The 26,073-nt window shown below is 53.4% G+C and carries 23 protein-coding genes and 1 pseudogene; 7 read left to right on the top strand and 17 right to left on the bottom strand.

The features are described 5' to 3' along the window. Positions 1 to 50: 50 nt before the first annotated feature. Positions 51 to 1,733: a sigma-54 interaction domain-containing protein gene (locus BQ2657_RS05165; protein ID WP_083236181.1), complete on the bottom strand. Its 1,683-nt coding sequence runs from the start codon at positions 1,731 to 1,733 to the stop codon at positions 51 to 53. A 213-nt stretch (positions 1,734 to 1,946) separates the two neighbouring features. On the opposite strand from BQ2657_RS05165, the gene BQ2657_RS05160 reads away from it, so the two are divergent. Continuing rightward, complete coding sequence (locus BQ2657_RS05160; RefSeq protein ID WP_075579669.1) at positions 1,947 to 2,888, top strand: alpha/beta hydrolase; 942 nt, start codon at positions 1,947 to 1,949, stop codon at positions 2,886 to 2,888. Between the two features lie 90 nt (positions 2,889 to 2,978). On the opposite strand, the gene BQ2657_RS13605 is transcribed toward BQ2657_RS05160, so the two are convergent. The 5 genes from BQ2657_RS13605 to BQ2657_RS05135 all read right to left on the bottom strand — a co-directional run bounded on the left by BQ2657_RS13605 (position 2,979) and on the right by BQ2657_RS05135 (position 6,819). Beyond that, positions 2,979 to 3,851, bottom strand: a complete 873-nt coding sequence (locus tag BQ2657_RS13605) for an IS3 family transposase (protein WP_408607745.1) — start codon at positions 3,849 to 3,851, stop codon at positions 2,979 to 2,981. Further along, positions 3,821 to 4,399 (bottom strand): helix-turn-helix domain-containing protein, encoded by a 579-nt coding sequence (locus tag BQ2657_RS13600; protein ID WP_075579668.1) that lies wholly within the window; start codon positions 4,397 to 4,399, stop codon positions 3,821 to 3,823. The genes BQ2657_RS13605 and BQ2657_RS13600 overlap by 31 nt, the downstream gene beginning before the upstream one ends. A gap of 68 nt (positions 4,400 to 4,467) precedes the next feature. Beyond that, entirely contained in the window at positions 4,468 to 5,388 is a 921-nt protein-coding gene (locus tag BQ2657_RS05145; protein WP_075579667.1) for an AEC family transporter, read from the bottom strand. 11 nt (positions 5,389 to 5,399) lie between these two features. After that, positions 5,400 to 6,230 (bottom strand): oxidoreductase, encoded by an 831-nt coding sequence (locus BQ2657_RS05140; protein WP_075579666.1) that lies wholly within the window; start codon positions 6,228 to 6,230, stop codon positions 5,400 to 5,402. 13 nt (positions 6,231 to 6,243) lie between these two features. Continuing rightward, positions 6,244 to 6,819: a GNAT family N-acetyltransferase gene (locus BQ2657_RS05135; protein ID WP_075579665.1), complete on the bottom strand. Its 576-nt coding sequence runs from the start codon at positions 6,817 to 6,819 to the stop codon at positions 6,244 to 6,246. Between the two features lie 181 nt (positions 6,820 to 7,000). On the opposite strand from BQ2657_RS05135, the gene BQ2657_RS05130 reads away from it, so the two are divergent. Continuing rightward, complete coding sequence (locus BQ2657_RS05130; RefSeq protein ID WP_075579664.1) at positions 7,001 to 7,831, top strand: EFR1 family ferrodoxin; 831 nt, start codon at positions 7,001 to 7,003, stop codon at positions 7,829 to 7,831. A gap of 88 nt (positions 7,832 to 7,919) precedes the next feature. Here the strand turns inward: BQ2657_RS05130 and BQ2657_RS05125 are convergent, their stop codons facing one another. Beyond that, complete coding sequence (locus BQ2657_RS05125) at positions 7,920 to 8,450, bottom strand: nitroreductase (RefSeq protein ID WP_075580994.1); 531 nt, start codon at positions 8,448 to 8,450, stop codon at positions 7,920 to 7,922. A 178-nt stretch (positions 8,451 to 8,628) separates the two neighbouring features. On the opposite strand from BQ2657_RS05125, the gene BQ2657_RS05120 reads away from it, so the two are divergent. Then, entirely contained in the window at positions 8,629 to 9,528 is a 900-nt protein-coding gene (locus BQ2657_RS05120) for a hypothetical protein (protein ID WP_075579663.1), read from the top strand. Between the two features lie 318 nt (positions 9,529 to 9,846). Here the strand turns inward: BQ2657_RS05120 and BQ2657_RS05115 are convergent, their stop codons facing one another. The 3 genes and pseudogenes from BQ2657_RS05115 to BQ2657_RS05105 all read right to left on the bottom strand — a co-directional run bounded on the left by BQ2657_RS05115 (position 9,847) and on the right by BQ2657_RS05105 (position 12,572). Beyond that, on the bottom strand, positions 9,847 to 11,067 hold the full coding sequence (locus BQ2657_RS05115; RefSeq protein ID WP_083236180.1) for a dicarboxylate/amino acid:cation symporter: 1,221 nt from the start codon (positions 11,065 to 11,067) through the stop codon (positions 9,847 to 9,849). 30 nt (positions 11,068 to 11,097) lie between these two features. Further along, positions 11,098 to 12,258: pseudogene (locus BQ2657_RS05110) on the bottom strand (UxaA family hydrolase). Between the two features lie 11 nt (positions 12,259 to 12,269). Next, entirely contained in the window at positions 12,270 to 12,572 is a 303-nt protein-coding gene (locus tag BQ2657_RS05105) for a UxaA family hydrolase (protein ID WP_075579662.1), read from the bottom strand. A 124-nt stretch (positions 12,573 to 12,696) separates the two neighbouring features. Here BQ2657_RS05105 and BQ2657_RS05100 point away from each other — a divergent pair, with 124 nt between their 5' ends. Then, positions 12,697 to 13,629 carry a LysR family transcriptional regulator gene (locus tag BQ2657_RS05100; RefSeq protein ID WP_075579661.1) on the top strand — a complete coding sequence of 311 codons (933 nt, stop codon included), beginning with the start codon at positions 12,697 to 12,699 and terminating at the stop codon, positions 13,627 to 13,629. Between the two features lie 98 nt (positions 13,630 to 13,727). Here BQ2657_RS05100 and BQ2657_RS05095 read toward each other — a convergent pair whose 3' ends face one another. The 3 genes from BQ2657_RS05095 to BQ2657_RS05085 are packed head-to-tail and all read right to left on the bottom strand — an operon-like array spanning position 13,728 to position 17,380. Further along, the gene (locus tag BQ2657_RS05095; protein WP_083236179.1) at positions 13,728 to 15,212 is read right to left on the bottom strand and encodes an aminoacyl-histidine dipeptidase; all 1,485 of its coding nucleotides are present in this window, start codon (positions 15,210 to 15,212) and stop codon (positions 13,728 to 13,730) included. A 12-nt stretch (positions 15,213 to 15,224) separates the two neighbouring features. Next, positions 15,225 to 16,634, bottom strand: a complete 1,410-nt coding sequence (locus BQ2657_RS05090; protein WP_022487466.1) for a YfcC family protein — start codon at positions 16,632 to 16,634, stop codon at positions 15,225 to 15,227. 17 nt (positions 16,635 to 16,651) lie between these two features. Further along, positions 16,652 to 17,380, bottom strand: coding sequence for a TetR/AcrR family transcriptional regulator (locus BQ2657_RS05085; protein WP_075579659.1), 729 nt, complete (start codon positions 17,378 to 17,380; stop codon positions 16,652 to 16,654). A gap of 169 nt (positions 17,381 to 17,549) precedes the next feature. On the opposite strand from BQ2657_RS05085, the gene BQ2657_RS05080 reads away from it, so the two are divergent. Continuing rightward, a complete protein-coding gene (locus tag BQ2657_RS05080) occupies positions 17,550 to 18,395 on the top strand; it encodes a DMT family transporter (RefSeq protein ID WP_075579658.1) in 846 nt (281 codons plus the stop codon). A 27-nt stretch (positions 18,396 to 18,422) separates the two neighbouring features. Here BQ2657_RS05080 and BQ2657_RS05075 read toward each other — a convergent pair whose 3' ends face one another. Further along, positions 18,423 to 18,935, bottom strand: a complete 513-nt coding sequence (locus tag BQ2657_RS05075; RefSeq protein WP_075579657.1) for a transcription repressor NadR — start codon at positions 18,933 to 18,935, stop codon at positions 18,423 to 18,425. A 210-nt stretch (positions 18,936 to 19,145) separates the two neighbouring features. On the opposite strand from BQ2657_RS05075, the gene BQ2657_RS05070 reads away from it, so the two are divergent. Further along, positions 19,146 to 20,441: an MATE family efflux transporter gene (locus BQ2657_RS05070; protein ID WP_222704319.1), complete on the top strand. Its 1,296-nt coding sequence runs from the start codon at positions 19,146 to 19,148 to the stop codon at positions 20,439 to 20,441. A gap of 117 nt (positions 20,442 to 20,558) precedes the next feature. On the opposite strand, the gene BQ2657_RS05065 is transcribed toward BQ2657_RS05070, so the two are convergent. Further along, complete coding sequence (locus BQ2657_RS05065; RefSeq protein ID WP_075579655.1) at positions 20,559 to 21,797, bottom strand: Glu/Leu/Phe/Val family dehydrogenase; 1,239 nt, start codon at positions 21,795 to 21,797, stop codon at positions 20,559 to 20,561. A gap of 206 nt (positions 21,798 to 22,003) precedes the next feature. Between BQ2657_RS05065 and recQ the strand changes: the two genes are divergently transcribed. Next, positions 22,004 to 23,851: a DNA helicase RecQ gene (recQ, locus tag BQ2657_RS05060; protein ID WP_198524516.1), complete on the top strand. Its 1,848-nt coding sequence runs from the start codon at positions 22,004 to 22,006 to the stop codon at positions 23,849 to 23,851. Between the two features lie 31 nt (positions 23,852 to 23,882). On the opposite strand, the gene BQ2657_RS05055 is transcribed toward recQ, so the two are convergent. Both BQ2657_RS05055 and BQ2657_RS05050 read right to left on the bottom strand, forming a co-directional pair. Continuing rightward, on the bottom strand, positions 23,883 to 25,091 hold the full coding sequence (locus tag BQ2657_RS05055; protein WP_075579653.1) for an HD domain-containing protein: 1,209 nt from the start codon (positions 25,089 to 25,091) through the stop codon (positions 23,883 to 23,885). A 105-nt stretch (positions 25,092 to 25,196) separates the two neighbouring features. Further along, positions 25,197 to 26,069: an epoxyqueuosine reductase gene (locus BQ2657_RS05050; protein WP_075579652.1), complete on the bottom strand. Its 873-nt coding sequence runs from the start codon at positions 26,067 to 26,069 to the stop codon at positions 25,197 to 25,199. Positions 26,070 to 26,073 lie beyond the last annotated feature (4 nt).

The following is a 26,073-nucleotide window of genomic DNA, read 5'->3' as shown; positions in this document are numbered from 1 at the left end:
AATACTTGCAAGAAAATCTGGCTGCAAGATTTTTTGGCGCCAATTTTTTATTATTCTTTCTCTTTAATACCAAACTTTCTTAAATGATATTGAAAGTTCTGCCGTGTCAAATGCAATCTTGCTGCTGCTTTTGTTACATTTTTCCCACAAACCTGGTATGTCGCCAAGAGGATACTTTTTTCATAGTCATTGACAAGCTCTGTCAATCCCTTTTCATCTTTATTGGAAACTTCCATAACGAGAGATTGGGAATGTTGTTGAGACACAGAATCTTTTTTAGCATGACGAAGGAAGTAATAAGGAAAATCACTCTCATCAAGAACCCCATCTTTAGAAACACTCATTGCGTAGCCTAGGATGTGGAAAAGTTCCCGTACATTCCCTGGCCACTGGTGTTCTCGAAGCCGTTGCCAAAATCCAGGCGTAATTTTCCGAATAGGCATTCCAGCATACTGTGGATAATTAGCAATAAAGAAATGGACAAGCTCGGGCAGATCCTCCAGTCGATTCCGCAAAGGTGGGATTTCAATAATCACAGAAGCCAAGCGAAAGAACAAATCCTGACGCATCTTTCCATTCTGGCTCATTACATAGGCATCTTCATTTGTTGAAGAAATGACTCGGACATCAACAGGAATATACTTTGTACTACCAATGCGCTGCAGGGTATGTTCCTGCAGCACTCTGAGCAATTTCGCCTGCATAGCAGGGCTCATTGAATTGACTTCATCCAAGAAAAGTGTTCCATGATTGGCCGCTTCAATAAGTCCCATCTGATCGGAACTGCCTGTAAAAGCACCCTTTACAGTTCCAAAAAGCATACTCTCAATCAAGGATTCTGGAAAAGCTGCACAGTTGACAGCAATAAATTTTTCTCGGCGTCGGGAACTATATTGATGGATGCTTTGAGCAAATATTTCCTTCCCGCTGCCGGTTTCTCCCTGTATTAAAATATTGATTTCCCGTTCGGCCATCCGTTTTGCCAGCTGAATAGAATTTTGCAAAGCTTCCGAAGATCCGATCAAGTCATCAAACGTATAGCGGACATCTTTACTTGCAGCAAACCGTTCCGTCATATGCCGGGTCAAGATTCCTTCTATTTGCTTCAATTCAGCAATCTGAGATTTAACGGAATTCATGTCCTGTTCAACAGAAACAGCTCCCAAAATAGATCCATCTTTCCGAAATACAGGATAGCCTTCTGTTACTGTCATCAAATCTTTGCCCGTTGTCGATTTGTACCGGTCATATCGATGATGGACATTGTTCAGATTCCTAAGGACTGTTAAAATCGCACTATAATTTGGGTCAACATGAAAAATATCCAACAAATTTTGTCCTTCAACAGATTCCTTGAGAGGGATTCCCAGAAGACACTTACTTGCTTTATTGAAAAATTGAATGGTTCCATCTTTGGCATATAGCTGAATGACATTGGGAGATCGGTCAAGAACTGCTTCCATGAGTTTTTCCCGGATGGATTCTTGCCGAAACAATAAACAAATTCCATAAAACACTCGAAAAGAGGTATATGTAAATCGTCTTTCAAGCCACTGGACTTCTCCCGTCCCTTCCTGGAAGACCATACTGCTCACTTCAGAAAGTTTCTGCCCAATCAAACCCTTGCAAGCGGTTCGGATCTCCGAATTTTCCCCCAATTTACTTCCAAACTCTACTTGTCGTACAAATCCACTTTCACTCAAAAGAAGTGCAATATCGAAAATCACCTCCATCTCTATTCTCCCTTCCCTATTGAAACTTTTGATTAGTATACCATAAAATCTTGAAACGAAAAAAGCTGTATTCTGTTGCTGCATCTGCCGGGACCCAGTATCTATCTACTTTTTGTTCATCTTTTTTTCTCTTTTCTGCCCCACTTTTTCTTCAACTTCGTCTTATGATGTATACTCAGTATTGTATGCATCAAAGAAAGGCAGGAAAAAGGAATGCGATTCCTTTGGAACTTCATCAAATACCTGGTTCTCCTGACCCTGCTGCTGCTTCTTGGAGCAGGTGTCTATGCTGGGAATACGGCTTACCAGCAATTGTTCACCCAACCCTGGGACAAACTGCTGGCCATCGAAAATCATCGGAACGATCTGGATACCATCCATGGCCTGGAACGGAAATACGGCTGGGAGCGGGTACAGGTCCATTCCAAAGACGGGACCCGGCTCCAGGGCACGTATATCGAAAATCCAGCAGGAGGCCACGATACCGTCATCCTACTCCATGGGCTGTATCAGAACCGGACCATGTGCGTCCCTTATGCCCGGGTCTATCTGGAGAAAGGTTATAATGTACTGATGCCAGATATCCGGGGCCACGGGGAAAGCAGTGGCAGCACCAATGACTGGGGCATCCACGATGTGGAAGATATGGACAGCTGGGCAGCCCTGCTCCGTCAGAAAGACCCCAAGGCGTCCATCGGTTTCCACGGGATCTCTTTAGGCGCCGCCATGAGCTTGATCTACGCGGGGAGTCCCCAAGGCCGGGAAATGAAATTCTATGTGGCAGACAGTTCCTATGGCAATGTGCTGGAACTGGGCCAGGAAAAACTCATGAATTATACGGATGACCAGCGGCTGCTGCTGGGGATGGAAGTCCTGGATCCCTTCTTCCAAGCTTCTTTGTACTATCATACCCGGAAGACCCTCCGGGATGTGGATCCGGCTTCCTGTGTCCAGCGGATGACCACACCGGTCCTGTTCCTCCATGGAGATGTGGACCGGCTGATCCCGCCCCACATTGCAGAAAACCTCCTGAACCGCTGCACCAGTGCCAACAAGAAACTGATCTATTTCGAAGGCTCCGGCCACGCCAATGAAATCATGGACAATCCCAGAGGATATGCCCGAGCGGTAGGAGAATTTTTGGAAAGCCTATAAAAAGGGGGCTGTTGTACACAACGTGCAATGATGTGACCCCAAAAAGTTAGACCTTAGTAACGAGATGGTTTTTACTGTCTCGTTACTTTTTTATGCTGCCAGCAAAGAAAGCCTGTATTGAACAGGACTTTTCCAGCCCAGTTTTTCCTTGATCCTTTGTTCGTTATAGTATTTGATGTATCGTTCGATAGCGGCTCTTAGTTCTTCGTAGCTGTAGTAGATCACTCCATAATACATTTCCTGTTTCATTAAGCCGAAAAAGTTTTCCATTACAGCGTTATCATGACAGTTACCCTTTCGAGACATGCTCTGAAAAATTCGTTCTTTTTTTAGTTTCCTGGTATAGGCCTTCATTTGGTATGCCCAGCCCTGATCGGAGTGAAACGTTCTTCGATATGGACAATCAGCAGTAATTTCGATTGCTTCAGCTTGAGCTTCCAGTATGCTTTCAGCCGAAGGACGTTTGGCTATTCCATAGCTGATGATTTCATCATCGAACATGTCCAGGAAAGGATCCAGATAAAGCTTGTGCAGGGTCAGATGTCCCTGTGTATCTACTTCATAATATTTGAATTCTGAAGTATCGGTCGTAATCTTCTGATGTGGGATATTCGTCTCAAAACGACGATGTATTCTATTCGGAGCAATGGTCCCTACCTTACCCTTATAGGAACTGTATTTACGGCTTTTCCGGGTAAAGGATGTTACCTGAAGGCTCAGTTTCTGCATGATACGTTGAACTTTCTTCTTGTTCACGCAAATCCCTTGATTCTTCAGCTCACCGGTCATGCGCCGATATCCATAATCTTTATGCTGGCTGCGGATTTCCTGTATTTTGTCCTCTACTTCCTGGTCTGGATTCACGCGGTCAAACCGTTTCTGCCAGTACATATAGGTCGCTTTGGGCATTTGAGTATAGGAGAGAAGGTCTTTCAATTTGAATGATCTTCGGAGACTGGAGATGATTTTCGCAACTCTCTCATTTTTGCTTCGTCCTCTAAACGCAGTCTCCTCAGTTCTTTTAAAAAAACATTCTCTATACGGAGTTTAAGATTTTCATCCTCTAACTCCTTGACATGTTCCACACTGATGTCGACCATCGGCTGCTGAACCTGGGTATCTGTTTTTTTGGTTTGAGATTTGTTCAAAGTTCTCTTCCTGCCTTTTTTATGTGACCGTAAAGCATCTGGTCCCGCAATTCTAAATTCATTGACCCATCTGGCAATCATTGATGGGTTGTTGATCCCTACTTGAATTGCTAGTTCCTGATATGAGATTTCATTTGTTAAGTAAGACTCTACCACAGAAAGTTTTTCTTTGAAAGAGTATATTTTTTGAGAGCGGGATCTTTTCAGTCCATCATCACCAAATGCCTTGTAAGCAGCAACCCACTTTAGCAGCTGGCTGCTACTTGCCATCCCATATTTACGTGAAATAGAAATACACCCTTCGTCACTGTTCAAATATTCCAGTACTATTTTTTTCTTAAATTCATAGCTGTGTTTTGCCATAAAAAACTGACCCTCAATTGTTAGATTTTTGGTCTAACAATTGGGGGTCAGCTCACAACAGCCCCCTTTCACGGTTCTGGCAGCACGGCGCACCAGAACAGGATGGTGAACATGCTGAGCAGGGTGGACAGGACCGTCAGCTTGGTGGCAAAAGGAGCGTCACTGCCGTACCGGGCGGCAAAGATGGCCGTGGTGGCTCCTGCCGGCATCCCTGTCATCAATACAGCGATCCCGGTGGCCACCGCATCCAGCCCCAAGACTGCACTGACTCCCCAGGCCAGCGCCGGCAGCAGGAGCAGACGCAGGATACTGTACAGGATGCTGTCCCGGTTGAAAATGGTCCAAAGCGGCACATCTGCCAGGATGGTCCCTACGATGAACATGGTAATGGCTGCATTGCAGCTGCCGATGTACCGGATGGTCATGTCGATGAAGGCCGGGGGACGCCACTGGGTCAGGATCAGCAAGATCCCGATGTACACGGCAATCAGGCAGGGGTGGGTCAGGACCTTTTTCAGCACTTCCTTCCGGCTTTCCTGCCGGGCCATGAAATAGCTGGTCCCCACCGACCACATGACCATCCGCAGCGGGATCAGGAACACAGAAGCATAAAAGAGTCCCAGATCGCCATAGACGCCCTCTGCCACTGGATACCCCAAAAATCCGCTGTTGGATACCAGCGTTCCATACTGGAGCACTTTTTTCTGGGTATCCGGATACCGGTTGAAGAGAAAATGGTTCAGGCCCATAAAGATTACCTGGAGCATGGCCCCCGCCGCCAGGATCCGTCCGCAGGTCAGGAAGATATTCCCTTCAAAAGGCATCAAACAAGATTTGAGGATGTTGCAGGGAATGATCACATTGACGCAGACGTCTGTGAGACAGCGTTTCCCCGGTTCATCCACGATATTCTTTTTCCGCAGGAAAAGCCCTGTCAGGAGTAGCAGGAGCAGGGAAAGCTGCAGATTTCCCAAGCGCAGGATATCCATGTCACCGCCTCCTAAGCCAATTTTTTCATCACCCACCGGGCTGCCAGATCATAGAGCCCGGTGGGCAGAAGGGTATGGAGTGCCAACAGCAGGTAGGCATCCTTGCCGCACAGATAGCGGGCCTGGGGCTGAGCTGCATTTACCGCCAGGAAGATGGTCCTGGCCACTTCTGCCGGACTGGTAAGCCATTTTTTGTCATAGAGCCGGTGGATTCCCCGGGCGGCCTGTTCCGCCAGTCTGGCATAGGGACCCCGCCGGGCAGAAGCCGCCAGATGGTCCGCTGCGATATGGCCCCAGGGTGTCCGGACCAGACCCGGTTCCACGATGCTCACCCAGATGCCTTGGCCGGCCGTTTCCATCCGCAGAGAGTCGCTCAAGGCTTCCAGCGCATACTTGCTGGCATGGTACCAACCTCCGAAAGGTCCGGTCAGCCTGCCTGCAATGGAAGAAATCATGATCACCCGGCCCCGGTGCTGCCTGCGGAAAAGAGGGAGCACCATCTGGGTCAGCCGGATGGCTCCAAATACATTCACATCCAGCTGCCGCTGGGCTTCTGTAAGAGGGACATCTTCCACAGCTCCATAGGATCCGTACCCCGCATTGTTGATCAGGATATCCAGCGTCCCCTGCTGGTTCAGGATCTGCTGCAGGGCATTCTGGCAGGAATATTCCTTGGTTACATCCAGCACGAGAGGGATCACTCCATATTTAGATAACTCCTGGAGCTTTTCCAACCGCCGGGCAGCCCCATAGACCACGTGGCCGGTTTTAGCCAGAAGGATGGCCGTTTCTCTGCCGATCCCGCTGCTGGCTCCCGTTACCAGCACCACTTGCTGTTCCATACCTTCCCCTCCTCTACTTTTCTCCCCGGACTTCCGGATACGGCCGGATGGCCGGCTGGTCCTTTCCGTGAGGGGCCAGGTTCTTTCCCATCCAAATCATATGGTACCAGCGGTTGAATTTATACCCGCAGTCCTTGAAGATGCCCACGGGTTCGAATCCCAGATGGGCGTGGAACTGGGCGCTGTTGAAATCCAGGTATTCGTCCGGCTGTTCCGGATAGCCGATGCAGGCATACACATCCAAGATGCCCATTTTCCGGAGCGCTTCCAGCAGTGCATGATAAAGCTGTTTCCCCACACCCTTTTTCCGGAGGGTACGGTCCACATAGATGCTCAGTTCTGCCGACCAGTCATACGCCGGCCGCCCCACAAAAGGGCCAGCATACGCATAGCCAAGGATACGGCCCTCCTGTTCCGCCACAAAATAAGGATACCTTTCCTTTGTATGGGCAATGCGCCGACAAAATTCTTCTACGCTGGGCACCTGGTATTCAAAGGTAATCACCGTGGATTCCACATAGGGCGCATAGATGGAACGGATGGCAGCAGCATCGCTGCAGGCAGCTTCTCGGATGATCATATCATGCATGGGTATTCCCCCTGTTTCTATAGTTGATGGTTTTATTATAGGCCATTTCCCGGACAGGGCGCAAATTTTTCCCATTCTGAGACCATCCATCCAATGTCTTGGACTGGCTTTCTTGCGGAAAATAGGTTATGATGGAAGGAAGAATGCGGAAAGTTCAGGTTTCTAAGGGGAGGTCTTTGTATTGATCAGTCATATTGCTGCCATTTCATTCAGTCCCACCGGACAGACAGAAACGCTGGTCCGTTCTTTCAGCCAACAGCTGGCCCAACGCTTTGAGCAAGAAGGCGTGACCCAGTCTTTCCATTCTTTCACGCTGCCCCAGGATCAGGAAGCCCTGCAGTTTTTCGGGCCCAACACCCTGGTGATTTTTGGTATGCCCACCTATGCAGGACGTATTCCCAACAAGGCCCTGCCTTTCGTACAGAAGCTGTTTTCCGGGGATTCCAAGGAGCGGACCCCGGCCGTAGCGCTGGTCACTTTTGGCAACCGGAATTATGACAGCTCTCTCACTGAACTCCGGGATGAACTGGAAAAAAAGGACTTCCGGGTGTTTGCCGCCGGTGCCTTTGCCGCGCCCCATGCCTTTGCCGCCATCGGGAAGGAACATCCCACCCAAGCGGATAAAGAGAAATTCCGGCAGCTGCTGGACCGGGTGGAAGAACGGCTCCGGAGCGGAGAGCCTCTGGAAAGAGTGAGTATCAACGGGGATGCTCCCGTGGCTCCCTACTACATCCCCCTGGGGGAAGACGGGCAGCCTGCCAAGTTCCTGAAAGCCAAGCCTCAAACGGACCTGGACAAATGCGACCATTGCGGAAAATGCGCCGCCGTATGTCCCATGGGGTCCATCGATCCGGAAAATACCGATGAAGTCCCCGGCATCTGCATCAAATGCCAGGCCTGCATCAAATATTGTCCAAAGGGAGCCAAATATTTCGATGATCCCCGATTCCTGTCCCACAAAGCCATGCTGGAGAAGCATTACCAGCGGACGGCGGAATCGGAAATATTTTAAAAGGGGTGCTGCTGACGCAGCACCCCTTTTGCCTCGGGCCGAGAGCCGCGACCCGCGACCGGAGCATATTGCCTCCGCAATATGCTCCTTACTTCATCCAATACACCCGATGTTCCTTCCGCAGGGGAGCGATGGGGATATCTCCTTCCACATATCCCACCACGCAGTGGCCGATGCCTTCGTACTCGCCAGTGACGCCCAAGGTCTTCAGCAGAGCCTTGCCTTCCGGCCGTTCGAATTCTTCCTTGGCCCGGTGGATCCAGCAGCTGCCCAGCCCCAGGGAATGGGCGGCCAACATCAGGTTCCCCATGACCAAAGACCCATCGTACACTGCTGTAGGTCTGGTCTTATCCGCCAGGACGATGAGCACCGCCGGTGCTCCATAGAAAGGATCGAAATCCGGAGCCCAGCCTCCGATTTCACAGTTCAGCTTGCTCAGCCGCTTCACCATGGCCGGATTGGTGATAGCCAAGATGATGGTATCCTGAGTGCCTTTTCCGCTGGGAGCATAAAGCCCGGCCTTGATGATTTCCTTCAAGTCCGCTTCCGGCACCGGATCCGGTTTGAAGCTGCGGATGCTCCGGCGCAGCTGCATGGCTTCCAGTACTTCATTGTTCATGATATCCTCTCCTTTACTGATCTGTTCTGCTGTCATGATACCATACCTGCTGATCCTTGGCGCCGTTCTTCTCGAAAAGTTCAAAACTTTTTCCTTTGACAATCTTCTCTGAATGTGACATGCTAAGAAGATAGGATATGGAACAAACAGATGTTGATCTGAAAAGGAGGCAATTTTTATGGCATTGTTAGCAAAAATCCGTGCGGCTGGTCTCTCCCTGCTGCTGGTCCTGTCCGCCGGTTCTCTGACCCAGGCGGCTGCCCCGGTGGACAAAGCCGTGGTGAAGGATATGGTCCGCTCTCAGAGCGTCATGGCCAAAGAAAAATATGTCCAATATGAGATGAAAGGCACCCTGTTCAGCCCCATCGGGGTAGGGAACCTGATCCTCACCGGAAATGCGGTGGAAGAAACGGACAAAAAATCCACCCGGATGGAAAAGCTCAGCGGCGATCTCCATGGGTCCGGAGAACTGACCCTGCTCACCGGCCAGCAGACCATGAGCCAGCCCATCGATGCTTATTTCTTCGCAGAAAAGGGCCAGCTGACCCAGTACGTCAACAGCGGCAAAGGCTGGGCCAAGGCAGTCCGTCCCTACACCCTGCCTCTCCTGCCCAACCCGGACAGCAAAAAAGCTGAAAAGGAACTGCTGACGTACCTGTCTTCTGCCAAGGTGGCCAAGGACACCAGCCGGGAAAAGACCCTGGAAATCACCCTGGACGGCCAGAAGCTGGCCAACAAAATGGCCCAGGATCCGGAATTCAAAAAGCAGAAGGATGCAGAACGGATCCAGTCCTTGGTGGCCCAGGTGAAGGACGTCCCCTACACGGTGGTGTTGGATAAAAAGACCTACCGGGTGAAACGGCTGGGCATGGATCTGACCCCAGTGCTCCAGACCACCGGCGGCTACTTCCTGGATGCTGCTGCCAAGGCCAAGAAGATCACGCCGGAACAGCAGCAGATGTTCACCAGTCTGCTGGGCAGTTCCACCCTGGTCTTCGCCTTCCAGTTCGACTACCAGCAAGGCAAAGAAGTGACCCTGCCGGCAGCGGTGGAAAAGGCGGCCAAAACGGCAGAATGAAAAAAGGGACTGTGAAAAAATGAGAAATCATTCTTCACAGTCCCTTTTTGTCACTGGTCAACGGTCACTGGTCACTGGCCGATGGAAAGAACCCGTGGCTGACGGGTTCTTTCGAATAAAAACAGGAATGTGCCTTTTTTTAATCCGTTGCTTGTCTTGGTTTCTTCTGGAGAGGCAAGGACAAGCCAAAGGCGCGTCTGAGCCAGCATCATACAATGAAAGGCAGCCGCAGCCCGGCTGCCTTCCTTCGTCCAGTGACCAGTGACAAGAGGCCAGTGACAGGGTTGTTGCACACAACACGCAACAACCCCTTCTTTTTTATCTTTTCAGCGTTCCTTCCGACTGGGCCACGATGACCGCCCTAGCCGCATCTCCCACGATGTTGGGTACACAGCGGGCCATGTTCAGGATCCGGTCGATTCCTGCCAAAAGGCCGATGGCTTCCATGGGCAGGTTCACCGAACTGAGCACAATGGTCAGCATGACCAGCCCGGACCCGGGAATTCCCGCCGTCCCGATGGAGGCCAGAGTGGCGGTCAGCATGATCATCACCTGCTGGGTAAAGGTCAGTTCCACCCCGAAGATCTGGGCCGTGAACACCACTGCAACCGCTTCATAGATGGCCGTCCCGTTCATGTTCATGACGGCACCGAAGGGAATCACGAAATTGGCGGTTTCCTCATCCACCCCCACTTTCTTTACACAGGCCAGATTCAGGGGGATGGTGGCCACACTGGAACAGGTGGCAAACACAAAGGTCATGGCTTCCTTCATGTTCTTCAGGAATTTCAGGGGGCTGACCCGGCCGAACACGCCCACCATCAAAACAGCCTGGACCACCAGCAGGTACACTACAGCACACAGATACATGGCCGCGATGGTCTTGATGTAGGGAATCAGGATGGCCGTCCCGTTTTTCCCCACAACGGAGGCCATCAGTCCCAGCACCCCGTAAGGAGTGAATTCCAGAGCCATATTGGTGATTTCCTTCATCACTTCCTGTCCTGCCCGGCAGCAATCCAGAAGGGATTTGCCCTTGTCACCCAGTTTCAGCAGGGCGAAACCCATGACCAGAGCGAAGAAGATGATCTGGAGCAGATTCTGTTTGGCCAGGGCCGCAAAGATATTCACCGGAATGATGTTGATCACCGTATCCAGCATGGAAGCCGGTGCCTGTCCCTTGGGCTGGGGAGCCGCCACGTTGCTCAGCTCCACCCCGGCACCAATGTTCATCAGGTTGCTCACTACCAGCCCCAGGACAATGGCCAGGGCCGTGCTGACCAGGAAGATGATGACTGTTTTGATGCCGATCCGTCCCAGCCGTTTGCCGTCTCCCACATCCGCCGCAGCGCAGACCAGCAGAGTGAATACCAAAGGTGCCACCACCATGGTCAGCAGGTTGGTCAGGATGGTCCCCAGGGGCTTCAGGATTTCAGCACGGGGCCCCAGGACAATTCCCAGGATGATACCCAGGACAAAGCCGATCATGATCCGGGTGAAAAGGCTCAGCCGATTCCACGGTTTACAAATAAATCCCATTATTCATCGCTCTCCTTTTCCCTTTTTCCATCAGACAAACCGGCACACATGATCCACGGCAATATCCGAGAAGCCGAACGCTTCTGCTTTGGTCATTTTGCCGTTGCACACATCCTAGATCACCTGGAGCATATCTTTGCCGCATTCCTTGAAGGTCTTCTCGCCCCGGACAATGGCGCTCACATCCACATCAATGTTGTCTTCCATTTTCTGATAGGTCCGTTCATTACCCGTCACCTTGATGACCGGAACAATGGCATTCCCGGTGGGTGTTCCCCGGCCGGTGGTAAAGATCACCGCATTGCAGCCCCCGGCCACCATGGAGGTTACGGAAGAAATGTCGTACCCGGCCGTATCCATTACGATGGCACCCTGGCAGGAAGGCCGTTCCGCCTGCTCCAGCACTTCCACAATGGGACGGGTACCGCCCTTGCGGATACAGCCCAGGCTCTTTTCGTCCAGAGTGGACAGGCCGCCTGCCTTGTTCCCCGGGGTGGGCTGTCCGGCCCGACAGTCCTGCCCGGCTGCCAGCAGATGGGCTTCGTAGTCTTTGCAGATCTGGATGATCTGGTTGTGGATATGGGGAGTAGCGGCCCGTTTGGCCAGTACATGTTCCGCACCGATCCATTCGATGGATTCGCTCATAATGGTGGAGGCTCCCAGATCCACCAGCAGGTCGCTCAGTTCTCCCACAGCCGGGTTGCTGGCAATACCGCTGGTGGCATCGGATCCGCCGCATTCGATGCCCAGCAGCAGATTGGAAATATCGCACAGTTCCTTCTGCTGGAGGGCCGCTTCCGCTGCCATCTCCCGGGCTGCCCGAACAGCCTTTTCGATGGTTTTCAGGGTGCCTCCCTCATCCTGGATACCAAAGGAAACAACTGGTTTGGAGGTCATTTTTTGGATTTTGGCCTTCAGCTCCAGATGGGGCACGGTTTCACATCCCAGTCCGATGATCACCACCCCGTACACATTGGGGTTGCAGGCAAATCCTGTGAGGACCTTCTGGGACATGGCCGTATTGGCCGCCACATCAGAACATCCTGTATTGAAGACAATGTTCACAGCCCCTCTCACCTGGCTGGCCACGATCCGGGCGCTTTCACTGCCGCAGGCACAGGTGGGCAGGATCAGGACATGGTTGCGGAGGCCCGCTCTTCCTTCTTTTCTCTTGTATCCCCAAAATTCCATGATTTTCCTCCTTATTCTTTCACAAATTCCAGTTCATAATCTCTGGGTACACTGAAGATGTTCCGGTCAGAAACCCAGTGCCCTTTTTCGATGGTCTCCCGGGTCTTTCCCAGCAGTTCTCCATATTTGACCACTTCCCCATCCTGAGGAAGATCCACCAGGGCAATCTTGTGGCAGAAGGGAATGTCTTCTTTTGCTTCCAGGGTTTCCTCTTTCCCGTCTTTCAGATACACCACCTGATCCCCTTTCCGGATTTCGGCCACACAGGTGACCACATTGTCCTGGTCGTCCATCAGCAGTCCATTGATTTTCATGCTTTTCCTCCCCTTCGGAATTCCTTGATTTTTCTTATATTTACAATATCATTCTTTTACTATATAATCCAATTTATCATATATATAATTCTATAAATTAGTTTTATAAGAAAAGGTGGATTCCATGAAGGCCGACTATGAATACATCTACACCATTTATCGGGAGGGCAGTTTTACCCGGGCCGCAGAAAAACTATTTATCACCCAGCCTGCCCTGAGCATCGCCCTGCGGAAGATCGAAGCCCGGATCGGCATGCCTCTGTTCATCCGGAACCGGCGCCCGATACAGCTGACCCCAGCCGGTGTCCTTTATTTGAAAGTCATCCGGAAAATGCAGCACCTGGAAAAAGATCTGGACCGGGAAGTCCAGCAGCTGAAAGATCTCCAGACAGGCAGTCTCACCATCGGAGGGAGCCATTATATCCTTTCTTACAAAATCCCCGACCTGCTGACAGCCTTTGCAGAAACATACCCCAGGATCCAGCTGAAGCTCATTGAAGAAGGTTCTGATGCCCTTCTATCCCTTCTGGAAAGAGAAGACCTGGATCTGACCTTCAGCTGCGATCCAACCATCATCCGGCACCACAGCCATCACTACCGGGCTTTTCAGGACCAGATCCTGCTGGCTGTGCCCCGTTCCTATCCACTGCCTGATCCGCTGCTGCCCAGTGCCCTGACCTGCCAGGATGTGCTGGAAGGCCGGGCCGGTCAGCCGGACTGTCCCTCCCTCCCTTTGGCCCGATTCCAGGATCTGCCCTTCATCCTTCTGGCCCCAGGAAACAACCTCCATCAGCGCTGTCAGATCCTGTTCAGGGAAGCCGGCTTCACTCCCCATGTCAAACTGATGCTTTCCCAGCTGGCCACCGCATACCGTCTGGCAGAGCATGGACTGGCCGCCACCTTTGTCAGTGATGCCATGGTTTCTCGGGACAGCGAAACCCTTTTGTTCTTCAGGCTTTCTGATCGGGAATGCATCCGCACCTTCCATGCCCTGCTGCCGGACAGGGAATTTACCCCATACGCAGTCCGGGCCTTTATCCAGCTGCTGGGGAAATAAAAGAAGGGGGTGTAGAAAATCCACACCCCCGGTCGCGGGTTGCGACCAGAGAGGCTGTGAAGAAGTGAATCTTTTATTTCTTCACTGCCCCTTATTTTTTATGCAATTTGTTCCAGAAGCTTCTTCAAAAACTCATACATCCTGATGGTGCTCTTTACACTGAGCCTTTCCTGGGGAGAATGGAGGTCCCAGCAGTCGGGGCCCAGGGAGATGGCGTCCAGGTCCGGTTTCTTCTCGATCAGGCATCCGCACTCCAGGCCGGAATGGATGGGAGTGGCGTCCATTTTTTCTCCAAAGGTTTCCTCATACACCTGCTGGACCAGGGGCGTCAGCCGGGAATCCGGATCATGGGGCCAGCCGGGATAGGCGGCGAATTTCTCGCAGGTCCCCCCCACCATCTGGGCCAGGAGATGGATCTTGTCCCAGATGTATTCCGCCTTGGACCGGAAGGAGGTGCGGATCTCGTAGACCACCACCAGCCGGTTCTGTTCCCGTTCCAGACGGATTTCTCCCAGATTGTCGGAGCTTTGGACCACCCCGGGCACGGCGGCGTGCATTTCCGAGATCCCGTTGGGAGACAGCACCAGCACCTGGATGAACTTGTCCGTCACTTCCCGGGACACCACCAGTCCGTTGTCCGGTCCCTGGGTCTCTTCCACGGAAATCTTCAGATTAGCAGCCACGGCCTTGTATTCCCGGCGCAGATCTTCCGCTGCAGCGTTCACCGCCTGGAGGAAGGCTTCTTCCTTGCCCCGGGGCACCAGCACCACCGCTTCCCCATCCCGGGGAATGGCCAGCCGGAAGGTGCCTCCATGAAGGGAAGACAGCCGGAGGGGCATTTCTTTCCGGGCGGACAGGAGCATCCGGATCAGGAAAATATTGGCGTTTCCCCGGCCCCGGTGGATGTCTTCCCCTGAATGGCCTCCCTGGAGCCCTTCCACCTTCAGATGGAAGAACCGGGACCCTTCCGGCACCGCTTCCCAGGTCACCGGCAGGTGGAAGTTCACCCCGAAGCCTCCGCAGCTGCCGGTTACCGAATGGCGTTCCACCGCATTGTCGATGTTCACCAGGTAATGGGACCGGAAATCACTGGCGTCCACATTCTGGGCCCCGCTAAGGTCTTCTTCCTCGGCGGTGGTCAGCAGCACTTCCAGTTCCGGATGGGCAAAGGACCCGTCTTCCAAAAGGGCCAGAGCCAGCGCCACCCCGATGCCGTCATCGGCCCCCAGGGTGGTCCGCCCTCCGGTGGACAGGATATCCCCCTCCAGTTCCAGATGGATGGGATCCTGTAGGAAGTCGTGTTCCACCCCCTTTCCCTTCTGGCAGACCATGTCCAGATGGGCCTGGAGCATGACCCCCGGCCGGTTTTCGTATCCGGGGGAAGTCGGCTTCCGCAGCAGCACATTGTTCCATTCATCCTGACGGACGGCATAGCCTTTTTCCCGGGCCCACTGGAACAGGGCATCGCTGAGGGCCGTTTCCTTAAAGGAAGGGTGAGGGATCTGGCAGATCCGGGCAAAGTGCCGGAACACCGGATGCCGGAGCAGTTCTTCCAGGCTGCCGAAATTTTCTTTTTCCATCATACTGCCTCCTTGTCAGAACGGACCATAGTGGATCTGGACGGCGATCACCATGAACACCATGGCCACCACGCACCAGATGGCAAAGAGAGGCGCCAGCCAGCGGAACCATTTCCCGAAGGAGATGTGGGCCATGGCACAGGCGGCCACCACTTCCCCGCTGGTGGGCGCAAACACGTTGGTGAAGGCATCCCCCATCTGGAAGGCCAGCACAGCCGTCTGCCGGGTGACCCCGATGAGATCCGCCAGCGGGGCAAACAGAGGCATGGTAATGGCCGCCTTGCCGCTGCCGGAAGGCACCAGCACGTTGAACAGATCCTGGACGATGAACATGCCGCAGGCACTGAGGGTGGGTGGCAGCCCGTTCAGCAGGCTGGCCATGTAGTGGATCACCGTATCCATAATGTGGGCGTTCTGCATGATCAGCACCGCCGCGTTGCACATGCCGATGACCAGGTTGGCGAACAGCATGTTGCTGCAGCCGGCCAGGAAAGCATCGGCGATTTCCCCGGAGGACAGACCCCCGATGATCCCGGCCAGGATCCCGCACACCAGGAACAGCCCGGCCATTTCGTTGATGTAGAAGTCAAATTTCAGTACGCCCAGGACCACGGCGCCGATGGTGGCCACAAAGAGCACCAGCACCAGTTTGTGCCGGAGGGTGATCACCGGAGTTTCCTGGAGTTTCAGATGGCTGTTGTACAGCAGGTCTTCTTCCCGGACCGTACTCAGTTCCGGATTCTTCCGGACTTTGTTGGCATACCACATCACATAGGGAATGGTTACGATGTTCATCACCACAAACAGCACAGCCCGGAGTCCCATACCGGAAAACATGGGCAGACCGCAGATGCCCTGGGCCACCCCGATGGTGAAGGGGTTGGTCATGGCTCCCGCATAGCCCACCGGCGCCGCACAGAACACAATGGCAATGGCGGTCAGAGAATCAAACCCCATGGCCACGGAAACCCCGATCACCAGAGGGGTGAAGGCCAGGAATTCTTCAAAGCAGCCGGCAAAGGCGGACAGCAGGCTGAAAAGCACCATGCACACCGGGATCATCATCAGTTCCCTGCCCTTCATTTTTTCCACCACATTGGACAGTCCGGCATTAATGGCTCCGGTAGCGTCCATAATGGCGAACATGCCCCCGATGATGAACAGGAAAGAAATGATTTCCGCTGCGTTCTGGAGTCCCAGGGTCAGGGACTGGAACAGATAAAAGGGGCTCACCGGCTGCTGCTGGATGTAATGGAAGGTGGCGGGATCCACCACTTCCTTGTTGAGGACGGGGTTCATCACCCGACTGTATTCCCCGGCCGGGACGATGTAAGAGGCCAGGAAGGCCAGGAACATGATGATGCCCAGAAGGACCATGGGGTTCAGAGCATGGAGCTTGAAGCCTTTTTTCTTTTCTTCCGCCATTTTGTACCACTCCTTTTTCAGACTGTCTGATCACGGTTGCCCCGGGTGGTTTCCCCGGGTCTGGCTGCTGCCAGGACATAGTCGAAAATGTGCAGGAACTGCTTTTCCAGAAGGGGCCGGTCCAGGCTGCTGCCCAAAAGGCAGGCCCGGTGGATGTAGCTGCCATGGAGAGCCACGATGATTTCCAGGGTTTCCGAGGCCCGGTCTCCGGCCACATACCCTTCTTCCACTAGGCTCTTCATCATTACCTGGTCCCGTTCCACCAGGGTGCCCCGGACCACCATTTCCCGGACATCCGCAGGCAATCCCTGGAGTTCTTCCGGGAACAGGTCCAGATAATAGACCTGGATCACATGGCCCAGTTTGGCGCTGTACCGTCCAAAGAACATGTTGTAGAAGATTTCAGGGAACCGGAAGGCTCTTTCATTGAAGCAACGGTAGATGGTCCGGTACCGTTCCAGGGCAGTCATCTCCGGTTCCAGGTGCCTGGCCAGGCTCAGCAGGTAATCCCGGAGGAAGCACACCGATCCGAACAGGATCAGTTCGTCCAGGTCCTGGAAATAGTTGTAGAGGGTGGCACTGTTGTACCCGGCCTCGGCGGCGATCCGCCGGATGGTCACTCCGGGGATTCCCTCTTCCTTGAGGATTTTCTCCGTGGCTTCCACAAAATACATCATGTTCCGCTTCTGCCGGAGAGTCAGTTCCTTTCGCTGTTGTTTTTGGGTTTCCTGATTCTGGTTTTCCATATGGGGCAGGGCACCTCCTGACTGCTGGTCCTGATTCCCGTTCCGGGAAGATGGTTGACAATTTTTCAGGCCGCTTTTATAATATAGCTAATTTCTAATCATGATTATATTTTAATCGTGATTAAACGTCAAGTACGAATTTTTCCTCATTGGAAAGGAGGGTATCCCCATGCCCCGTCTCCCTGCCCTGTCCGGCAGCGCCCTAGTCCTTCTGGGAGCTGTCTGCTGGAGCCTGAATTCCCCTCTGGTGAAGTATCTGACCCTGGACCCCTTCCTGATCTGCGGACTCCGGTCCCTGATCGCCGGGCTGGTGCTGTTGCCTTTTGTGCGGCCCCGGGAAATCGCCTGGAACCGGTACCTCTTGGCTTATGTCCTGGCCTACTGTGCCCTGTGTCTCAGTGTGATCGTTTCCCTGTCCCTGACTTCCGCCGCCATTGCCATCGGCATGCAGTACACCGCCACCATCTGGCTGTTCCTGCTGTACTGGTTCCAGACCCGGTATTTCAGCCGCCGGGCCTTCCTGCCGGTGGCGGTGATCATGTCCGGGGTCGTGTGCTTTATGCTCTCCGGAGGCAGTGGGGATTCCCATCCTCTGGGGAACCTGATTGCCCTCACGGAAGGGATTTTCTTTGCAGGCATGAGCCTGGCCTCCAAAAAAGCCACCCGGACCAATGCTCTGGGAATCACCGCCATCGGGAACCTGTTCACCGCCCTGGCGGTCTTTGTCCTGTTCCCCACCGCCCGGGCTGCCCTGCCGGCCATGGACGGCCAGGAATGGGGGCTGATGCTGATCCTGGGGGTGGTCCAGGTGGCCGGGGGCTACGGATTCTTCAATCTGGGGGTCCAGAAGATCCCCGCCCGGAAGGCTTCGGTGCTAGCCCTGTGGGAAATGATCCTGGGACCTTTGTGGGTAGCCCTGTTCCTCCACCAGTACCCGGGCCCCATGGTCCTTGCCGGCTTCGCCATCATCCTGGCAGGAATGGTGCTGGATGCAAAAGGGGCTGTGAAAAAATGAGAAATCATTTTTTCACAGCCCCTTCTTTCATCCCACCAGCACCCCCAGCTTTTCCAGGGCCTTGTGGATGGCTTCCATCTCTTCTTCTGTTTCGGTTTCCACCAGATGGGTGTGGACCCCATTGGACATACTGGACAAAAGAGGCGCCTTCGTCTTCTTCATCCGCTGGATATAGAGCTGCACATCCCGCCGGGATTTCAGATTCAGTTCTCCCTCCATGAAACCATATACCTCATGTTCCACCACTACATTGTGGACAATTCCCCCGTTGTCCACAATGGCATCGAGCTCCGCTTCCACCAGCTCTGGACCATGTTTGCACAGGAAAGATTCCTGACATCCGTGTTTATGGAAAGCGTGGAGCTGGTAGCCCCGGGGTGTGGATATGACCGGTGTCCCGCTGGCCCGCAGCAGTGCGATATCTCCTACGATGATCTGCCGGCTGACCTGACAGACCCTGGCCATCTCTGTTCCCGTAACCGGTTTAGACGCTTGCTGCAGCATTTTTAGGATTGTATCTCTGCGTTCTTTGTTTTCCATATGCAACCCCCCTGACGTATACATCTTCTATTGACTGCTATCCATTATAAATGAATTTTTCTAAAAATTCCACATTCCCCGACTTTTTCTTTCTCTCTTGTAATGACCCTGCCCCTATGCTAGCATAAAGAAATAAAAAATCCTATGGCATTCACGGGGAGGTACTGTTTTGTGATGCAGGAATATAAAAGCAGATGGTCGGTTTTCGCCATGTCTCTTCCAATCTTCATCGAAATCGGTCTCCAGATGATGGTCCCCAACATGGACCAGTTCATGCTCAGCCATTATTCCCAAGATGCGGTGGCAGCTGTGGGAAACGACAATATGATCGTGAATATGATCATCCTGACCCTGTCCGTCCTTTCCCAGGCGGCCACCATCCTGATTGCCCATTACCGGGGGGCAGGAGATATGGGAAAAGCCAGCCAGGTCTGTTCTGTTTCCCTGGGCCTGAATCTTGGTCTGGGAGCCTTGATCAGCCTGGTACTGTTCTGTTTTCCCGGCTTCTTCCTAGGGATCTTGGGTGTCCCGGGAGAGATTTGGACAGAAGCCCAGCTGTACCTGCGTTGGATCGGACTTTTTGTCATCGTGCAAAGCGCGTATATGGCTTTTATCGCCTTTCTCCGCGGCTTCGGCCTGCTCCGGGAAACCATGCTCTGCTCCACCATCATGAACCTGCTGAACATCGGGGGAAACATGATCCTGATCCACGGCCTGGGCCCCATCCCCTCCCTGGGGGTAGCCGGGGTATGCATTTCCACCAATACGGCTAAGACCTTGGGACTGCTGCTGGTAGTACACATTCTCCACAAAAAGACCCCCCTGCGACTTTCTTTCGCCCATCTCCGCCCTTTCCCCCGCAAGACCCTGGGCAAGCTGCTGTACCTGGGCATCCCTTCCGCTGGGGAAACCTTTTCTTACCAGCTGTCCCAGACCACCATCATGACCTTCGTGAACCTGTTCGGCATTGCCGTGATCACCACCAAGGTCTACGCCTACATCATTGCTATGATCAGCTACCTCTATTCCCAGGCCCTGGCCATGGCCACCCAGATCCTGGTCAGCTATTTCAAAGGAGCGGACAATAACGGGGAAGTGGACAAACGGGTCAAATTTACCATCCTGATTTCCATGCTCCTTTCCGGCAGCCTGGCCGTCCTGGTCTACACCCACAGCGATGCTGTCTTCTCTCTCTTTACGGAGGATCCGGAAGTCCATACCCTGGGCAAGATGATCCTTTTCGTGGACATCTTCCTGGAAATCGGCCGGGCTGTGAATATGTGCATGGTCATGGCCCTGAATGCAGCTGGAGATGTGAAAGCGCCCATCACCATCGGGATCATTTTCATGTGGTGCGTTTCGGTCCTGGGCAGCTGGTATTTCGGCGTCCATCTGCTCTGGGGCCTGGTGGGCATCTGGATTGCCATGGCTATGGATGAATGCGGCCGCGGCCTGGTGTTCTTCTGGCGCTGGCATCAGGGGATCTGGCGGAAAGCCCTGATTTGATCCTGCCCCATCTCCTGCTGCGCTTTATCCCATCCCCCATACAGAAAACCCCGGACAGTCCATGTCCGGGGTTTTCTGCTGTGCCGTCTGGGCACAGGTTCCGTTTGTAGGGTTCTATTAGATAATGCCTCTCAGTTTCAGGGGTTCTGCCAGCGCATTCAGAGCTACGATGTAAGCACCTACCCGCATGGTGGTGTTGTATTTCTTGGCTGCATCATACACATTCGCGAAGGCTTTGACCATCATTTGTTCCTGTCTGTCGATGACTTCTTCTTCCGTCCAGAAGTATCTGTACAGGTTCTGTACCCATTCAAAGTAGGATACGGTTACGCCGCCGCCGTTGGCCAGCACATCGGGAACCACAGGGATGCCTCTCTTTTCCAGGATGGCATCTGCATCTGCGTCCGTCGGGCCGTTGGCTGCTTCTACGATCATCTTTGCTTTGATTTTGTCGGCGTTCTTGCCAGTGATCTGCAGTTCCAGAGCAGCAGGGATCAGCACGGTGACATCCTGTTCCAGCACTTCTTCGTTGCTGATGGCTTTTGCGCCAGGATAGCCTTTGATCACGCCGCCGTTGTTCTGGGCATATTCTTCCACTTTATACGGATCGAAGCCATTGGGATCATAGATACCGCCGCTGATATCGCTCAGGGCTACGATCTTCAGGCCTTTGTCAGCCGCACATTTAGCGGTCCAGGAACCTACGTTGCCGAAGCCTTGGATAGCCAGGGTGGCATCTTCCGGTTTGATGCCTTCTCTCTTCAGCAGTTCCAGAGCAGCCGTTACGACGCCCCGGCCCGTTGCAGAAGTCCGTCCCAGGGACCCGCCCATGCTGACGGCTTTCCCGGTGATGAAGCCAGGAGTGTACTGGCAGTTGATCTTGGAGAATTCGTCCAGCATCCAAGCCATGATCTGGGCATTGGTGTTCACGTCCGGAGCAGGGATGTCTTTCTTTTCCCCGATGATCGGAGCAATCCGGTCGATGTAACCACGAGTGATTCTTTCCAGTTCACCCTTGGAGACTTTCCGAGGATCTACGATGATGCCGCCCTTGCCGCCACCGTAAGGCAGTCCAGCGATGGCGCATTTCGTGGTCATCCAGAAACCCAGGGTCTTTACTTCGTCCATGGAAACGTTCTGATGATACCGCACGCCGCCCTTCACAGGCCCCAGTACCGTGCTGTTCTGGGAACGGTAGCCGGTGAATACTTCTACATGGCCGTCATCCATCTTTACAGGGATGCTGACTTCCAGAGTACGTTCAGGTTGGGAGATAACAGCCTCAGCGTTGGGATCCAGATTAATCAGTTTGCTTGCTTTTTCCATAGGGATTTTTGCCATTTCAAACAGACTCATTTGTAACGCCTCCTAAAATTGTATCTATTGAACCCTTACAAAACCCTTACGATTGCATTATAGCACGATTCAGAAATAACTGTTTATTTTTTTGTATTTTGTATACAATTAATCAAGTGTGGCTTTCCTTGCATTTTTTTTGGAATTTCGTTATGATTGGAACAAACAGCAGTTTGATTTTCTTTCCAAAGGAGGTATTTTCCTGTATGGACAAGATTGCAGTCCTAAAAAAGTATTTTGGATACACTTCTTTCCGTCCGGGACAGGAGGTCCTGATCGATGCCCTGCTCCAGGGCCGGGATGTACTGGGGATCATGCCCACCGGGGCCGGCAAATCTCTCTGCTACCAGGTCCCAGCCCTGCTCTTTCCTGGGATCACCCTGGTCATCTCGCCGCTGATCTCTCTGATGCAGGATCAGGTCCAGGCACTGGAAACGGCTGGGATCAAAGCGGCCTACATCAACAGCGCTCTTTCCGGCCGGGAATTCTATACCACCCTGGAACAAGCCCGTGCCGGAGCCTATAAGATGATCTATGTGGCACCTGAGCGATTGGAAACTGAGCTGTTCCGGGATTTTGCCAAAGAGGCGGATATCTCCATGGTGGCCGTGGACGAAGCCCATTGCATCTCTCAGTGGGGACAGGACTTCCGTCCCAGTTACACCCGGATCCTGGATTTCCTGGAATTCCTTCCGGAGCGGCCGGTGGTGGGCGCCTTCACAGCGACCGCCACGGAACAGGTGCGGGAAGACATCCTCCAGAGCCTGGAACTGCATCATCCCCGGATCCTGGTCACCGGGTTCGACCGGTCCAATCTGTATTTCGGGGTGGAACATCCCCAAGACAAGGATGCCTGGGTTCTCCGGTTCCTGAAAGATCATCCAGATGACAGCGGCATCATCTACTGTTCCACCCGAAAGAATGTGGACAATCTGTATGACAGCCTGCGCAGCAAAGGGATCCCGGCAGCCCGGTATCATGCAGGCATGAGCCAGGAAGAACGGCAGAAGGCCCAGGAGGATTTCCAGTACGACCGGGCCTTGGTGATCATTGCCACCAACGCCTTCGGCATGGGGATCGACAAATCCAACGTCCGCTATGTACTCCACTACAACATGCCTTCCTGCCTGGAAAACTACTACCAGGAAGCCGGACGAGCCGGCCGTGACGGAGAGCCTTCCCAATGCATCCTGCTGTTTTCTCCCCAGGATGTGGTCATCCAGCGCTTCCTGCTGGAACACAAAGAATCCAGCGAAGTCTTGGAAGAAGTGGAAGAAGCCAATCTCCGGAAGCTCTATGCCATGGAACATTACTGTCAGACCACCAGCTGTCTGCGCCAGACCCTTCTCCATTATTTTGGTGAGGCCGCCCCTGCCCGCTGCAATCATTGTTCCACCTGCAACGGTGAATATGAAGAGATCGACATGACAGAAGAAACCAAAAAAATCGTGAAATGCATCCACGAAGCCCGGCGTCCTTACGGGATCACCCTGATTGCCAATACCCTGGCAGGGAGCCGCTCCACCCGGGTGGAGGAAACGGGCCTTGCCCGGCTGCGGATGTTCGGTGCCCTGCACCAGTATTCCCTGAAAGAAATCAAAGAAATGATCCAAAATCTGCTGGATCAGGGCTATCTGCTGATCACCCGGGACAAATACCCGGTTCTGAAGATCGCAAAAAAGATTTGGGAGCTCCAGGATACTTCCATCCGTGTGCTGCTCCGGAAGGAAGCAGGCTCCCTGTCCAATGGCAAATCCGGACGGAAAAAGAAAAAAGACCTTCCGGAACTGGAACTGCCGGAAGGCTTTACCCAGGAAATGGGTGCCGAACTGTTCGGCCGGCTCAAGGCCCTGCGGAAACATCTGGCGGAAGAGGCCATGGTGCCGCCCTTCGTGGTGTTCGGGGACCGGACCCTCCATGAGATGTGCCGCTGCCTTCCCCGGACCCATGAAGAATTTCTCCAGGTCACCGGGGTAGGACAGCATAAGGATGAAAAATACGGTGATGCCTTTCTAGAAACGATCAACGCATTCTGCAGGGAAAAAGAGGTGTGAGACAACCCATGGGTTGTTCCACACCTCTTTTTTAGCGAAACTGTTCATAAATCTTTCCGAAATCGATCCCACCGATGCTCTTTCCTTGGTAAGCCTTGGGCAGGGCCTCTACCACTCCGGCCAGATGGGAAGAAGTGATCCCGCACTGGATGCTGAGCCAGGCCTCCAGGAAAGCCGCCAGATGGTCGCATCCCTTCAGCACCCGGCCATCCACTGGGCTGTACTCATCCTTGTTGTACTGTTCCGGGATATCTCTCTCCAGCAGCCGGATCTTTCCGTTTTCCCAGATCCGATTCTCGAACTCATGGACGGTAAAATTCAGGATGTCTTCATGCCAGCTGGCGGGAAGCAAAGGCAGCAGGATCTCTTCCATCTGCCGCTGTTCGATGTCCTTGATCAGTTCCTCCAGTCCTTCGATGGAGCGCTTGATGGGAGAAATGATGTCCCGGGTCAGGACTTCCGGCAGATCGTGCCACAGCCCTCCCAAAAAGTCATTCACCAGCCGGGCTTTACAGGCCCCCATGGCTTCTCCGCAAAAATATCCCATGATGGCTACGATCAGCACATGGCCCATGACAGAAGTCTCCGGCACCCGAGGAGACTGGGACCAGCGCTTCTGGAACCGCAATTTGCCGATTAGATCCACGAACTTCCGGGTTTTCCCGTTCATGGCGATTTTCTGGACTCCGGCCAGATTGTAATGGTCTTCGATTTCATCGGCAATCCGCTCCCGGATCTCTTCCACCCCGAAGATTCCCTGATTCATATGATAGATGATCCGGAATTCCCACTCTGTAGCCAGATAATGGGCAGCCCGGATCAGCTGCTTTTCCAGAGGATGGCTGTCTCCATCCAGGTACTGCTGCATTTTGTCCATAAAAGCACTGCCCTTTAAGGACGGGACCCGGCGGACCAGTTCCTTGTAGACCCATTGGTTCAGCTGATGGCCGCTTTTCCTCATGAGTTCGTGGAATACCGGCGGTTTGATATCCGTCAGCACCACCCGATGGAGGAATTCGAAGATGCCCCCTTCCACCAGCACCTGCCAGTCCAGGCTGGCCCCATGGTCCTGTTCCTCATACCGGGCCAAGACATAGAGGATCATCATCTTATGGGCCTGCTTATCCAGTTCCGTAAACCCCTGGGGCCGGATATGATCGTTCCAGCGCTGGATATAGGCCGCTTCAAAAATAAACTGGATCAGATCCCGGGGCAGCGGGATCCTTTTCTCTTGAGCCATGCAAGCACCTCCTCGGACAAGTTGCCACAATCCATCATATTCCATGGGAAATATATCCTGATTGTATCATATTTATTTCATTCCAGCCAAGGGAGTCCCTGCAGGCTATTTCTTCCCAGCCGCCAGTGCCAAATTCCGCAGCAGGATCCTTTTCCCCCGCCAGGCAAAGGAACGGTCTCCGTAGGCTTCCCGGAACTGCCGGTTGGTCATCGTTTCCAGCTTCTCTTTTTCCAGGCGAGGGATCCTGTCTTGGTGGAATTCCGGCAGCGGAGTTTCCTTTGCCCGGGCATTGTAGGGACAGCATTTCTGGCATTCATCACAGCCGAAAACCAGCGGAGTTTTCTGGATGATGGCAGTTTCCTCCGCTGTCAGTTCCCCCTTTTTCTGGGTCAGGTAGGATTTGCAGCGGCGGTACTCATACTGCCCGGACTGGAAACAATCCCCCGGACAGTTCCTGCTGCAGGCGCCGCAGTGGAGGCATTCCCTGTGCCGAGGCGTATCCGGCACCAAGGGCAGGGTGGTCAGGACCGCCCCCACAAAACACCAGGAACCGTACGTATCGTTGATCAGGCAGCCATTATCCCCCAGGAATCCAATCCCGGCTTGGACCGCCAAGTCCCGTTCCGCCAAAGGCGAAGTATCCACAATGGCCATCTGCTGGCTTGCCGGGGCCTGCGCCTGGAGCCAGCCGGCAATTTTCTCCAGATACAGCGGGACCACTTTGTGGTAATCGGTCAGCTGACAGTAGAGGGAAAGATTGCTTTCCTCCACCGGCGCCAGGAAATAGGGAAAGAGCACCACTACAGCTGCCCGGCAGCCAGGGAGGAGCCGGGCCAGATCGTACCGTTCAGGGCCTTTGCCAGCTGCCAGGGGACACACTTCCGGCAGGGGATCAGGCACCGGCAGCCGGCCAGGGGCGATTCCCACTTCCGTCAATCCCAGCCCCCGGCAGAAAGCTTTCAAATTCTCTTTGTCCATGGTA

Source organism: Acidaminococcus massiliensis (assembly GCF_900095825.1).
Lineage (GTDB): Bacteria > Bacillota > Negativicutes > Acidaminococcales > Acidaminococcaceae > Acidaminococcus > Acidaminococcus massiliensis.
The sequence above is the reverse complement of the archived record's forward strand: the minus strand, read 5'-3'. Positions and strand labels throughout refer to the sequence as shown.

Coding starts and splice junctions, on each gene's coding strand:
- BQ2657_RS05070 (WP_222704319.1), top strand. CDS start 19,146: ATGTCTCTTCCAATCTTCATCGAAATCGGTCTCCAGATGATGGTCCCC.
- BQ2657_RS05115 (WP_083236180.1), bottom strand. CDS start 11,067: ATGGGATTTATTTGTAAACCGTGGAATCGGCTGAGCCTTTTCACCCGG.
- BQ2657_RS05080 (WP_075579658.1), top strand. CDS start 17,550: ATGCCCCGTCTCCCTGCCCTGTCCGGCAGCGCCCTAGTCCTTCTGGGA.
- BQ2657_RS05050 (WP_075579652.1), bottom strand. CDS start 26,069: ATGGACAAAGAGAATTTGAAAGCTTTCTGCCGGGGGCTGGGATTGACG.
- BQ2657_RS05065 (WP_075579655.1), bottom strand. CDS start 21,797: ATGAGTCTGTTTGAAATGGCAAAAATCCCTATGGAAAAAGCAAGCAAA.
- BQ2657_RS05160 (WP_075579669.1), top strand. CDS start 1,947: ATGCGATTCCTTTGGAACTTCATCAAATACCTGGTTCTCCTGACCCTG.
- BQ2657_RS13600 (WP_075579668.1), bottom strand. CDS start 4,399: ATGGCAAAACACAGCTATGAATTTAAGAAAAAAATAGTACTGGAATAT.
- BQ2657_RS05145 (WP_075579667.1), bottom strand. CDS start 5,388: ATGGATATCCTGCGCTTGGGAAATCTGCAGCTTTCCCTGCTCCTGCTA.
- BQ2657_RS05055 (WP_075579653.1), bottom strand. CDS start 25,091: ATGGCTCAAGAGAAAAGGATCCCGCTGCCCCGGGATCTGATCCAGTTT.
- recQ (WP_198524516.1), top strand. CDS start 22,004: ATGGACAAGATTGCAGTCCTAAAAAAGTATTTTGGATACACTTCTTTC.
- BQ2657_RS05100 (WP_075579661.1), top strand. CDS start 12,697: ATGAAGGCCGACTATGAATACATCTACACCATTTATCGGGAGGGCAGT.
- BQ2657_RS05105 (WP_075579662.1), bottom strand. CDS start 12,572: ATGAAAATCAATGGACTGCTGATGGACGACCAGGACAATGTGGTCACC.
- BQ2657_RS05120 (WP_075579663.1), top strand. CDS start 8,629: ATGGCATTGTTAGCAAAAATCCGTGCGGCTGGTCTCTCCCTGCTGCTG.
- BQ2657_RS05140 (WP_075579666.1), bottom strand. CDS start 6,230: ATGGAACAGCAAGTGGTGCTGGTAACGGGAGCCAGCAGCGGGATCGGC.
- BQ2657_RS05090 (WP_022487466.1), bottom strand. CDS start 16,634: ATGGCGGAAGAAAAGAAAAAAGGCTTCAAGCTCCATGCTCTGAACCCC.
- BQ2657_RS05125 (WP_075580994.1), bottom strand. CDS start 8,450: ATGAACAATGAAGTACTGGAAGCCATGCAGCTGCGCCGGAGCATCCGC.
- BQ2657_RS05135 (WP_075579665.1), bottom strand. CDS start 6,819: ATGCATGATATGATCATCCGAGAAGCTGCCTGCAGCGATGCTGCTGCC.
- BQ2657_RS05095 (WP_083236179.1), bottom strand. CDS start 15,212: ATGATGGAAAAAGAAAATTTCGGCAGCCTGGAAGAACTGCTCCGGCAT.
- BQ2657_RS05085 (WP_075579659.1), bottom strand. CDS start 17,380: ATGGAAAACCAGAATCAGGAAACCCAAAAACAACAGCGAAAGGAACTG.
- BQ2657_RS05165 (WP_083236181.1), bottom strand. CDS start 1,733: ATGGAGGTGATTTTCGATATTGCACTTCTTTTGAGTGAAAGTGGATTT.
- BQ2657_RS05075 (WP_075579657.1), bottom strand. CDS start 18,935: ATGGAAAACAAAGAACGCAGAGATACAATCCTAAAAATGCTGCAGCAA.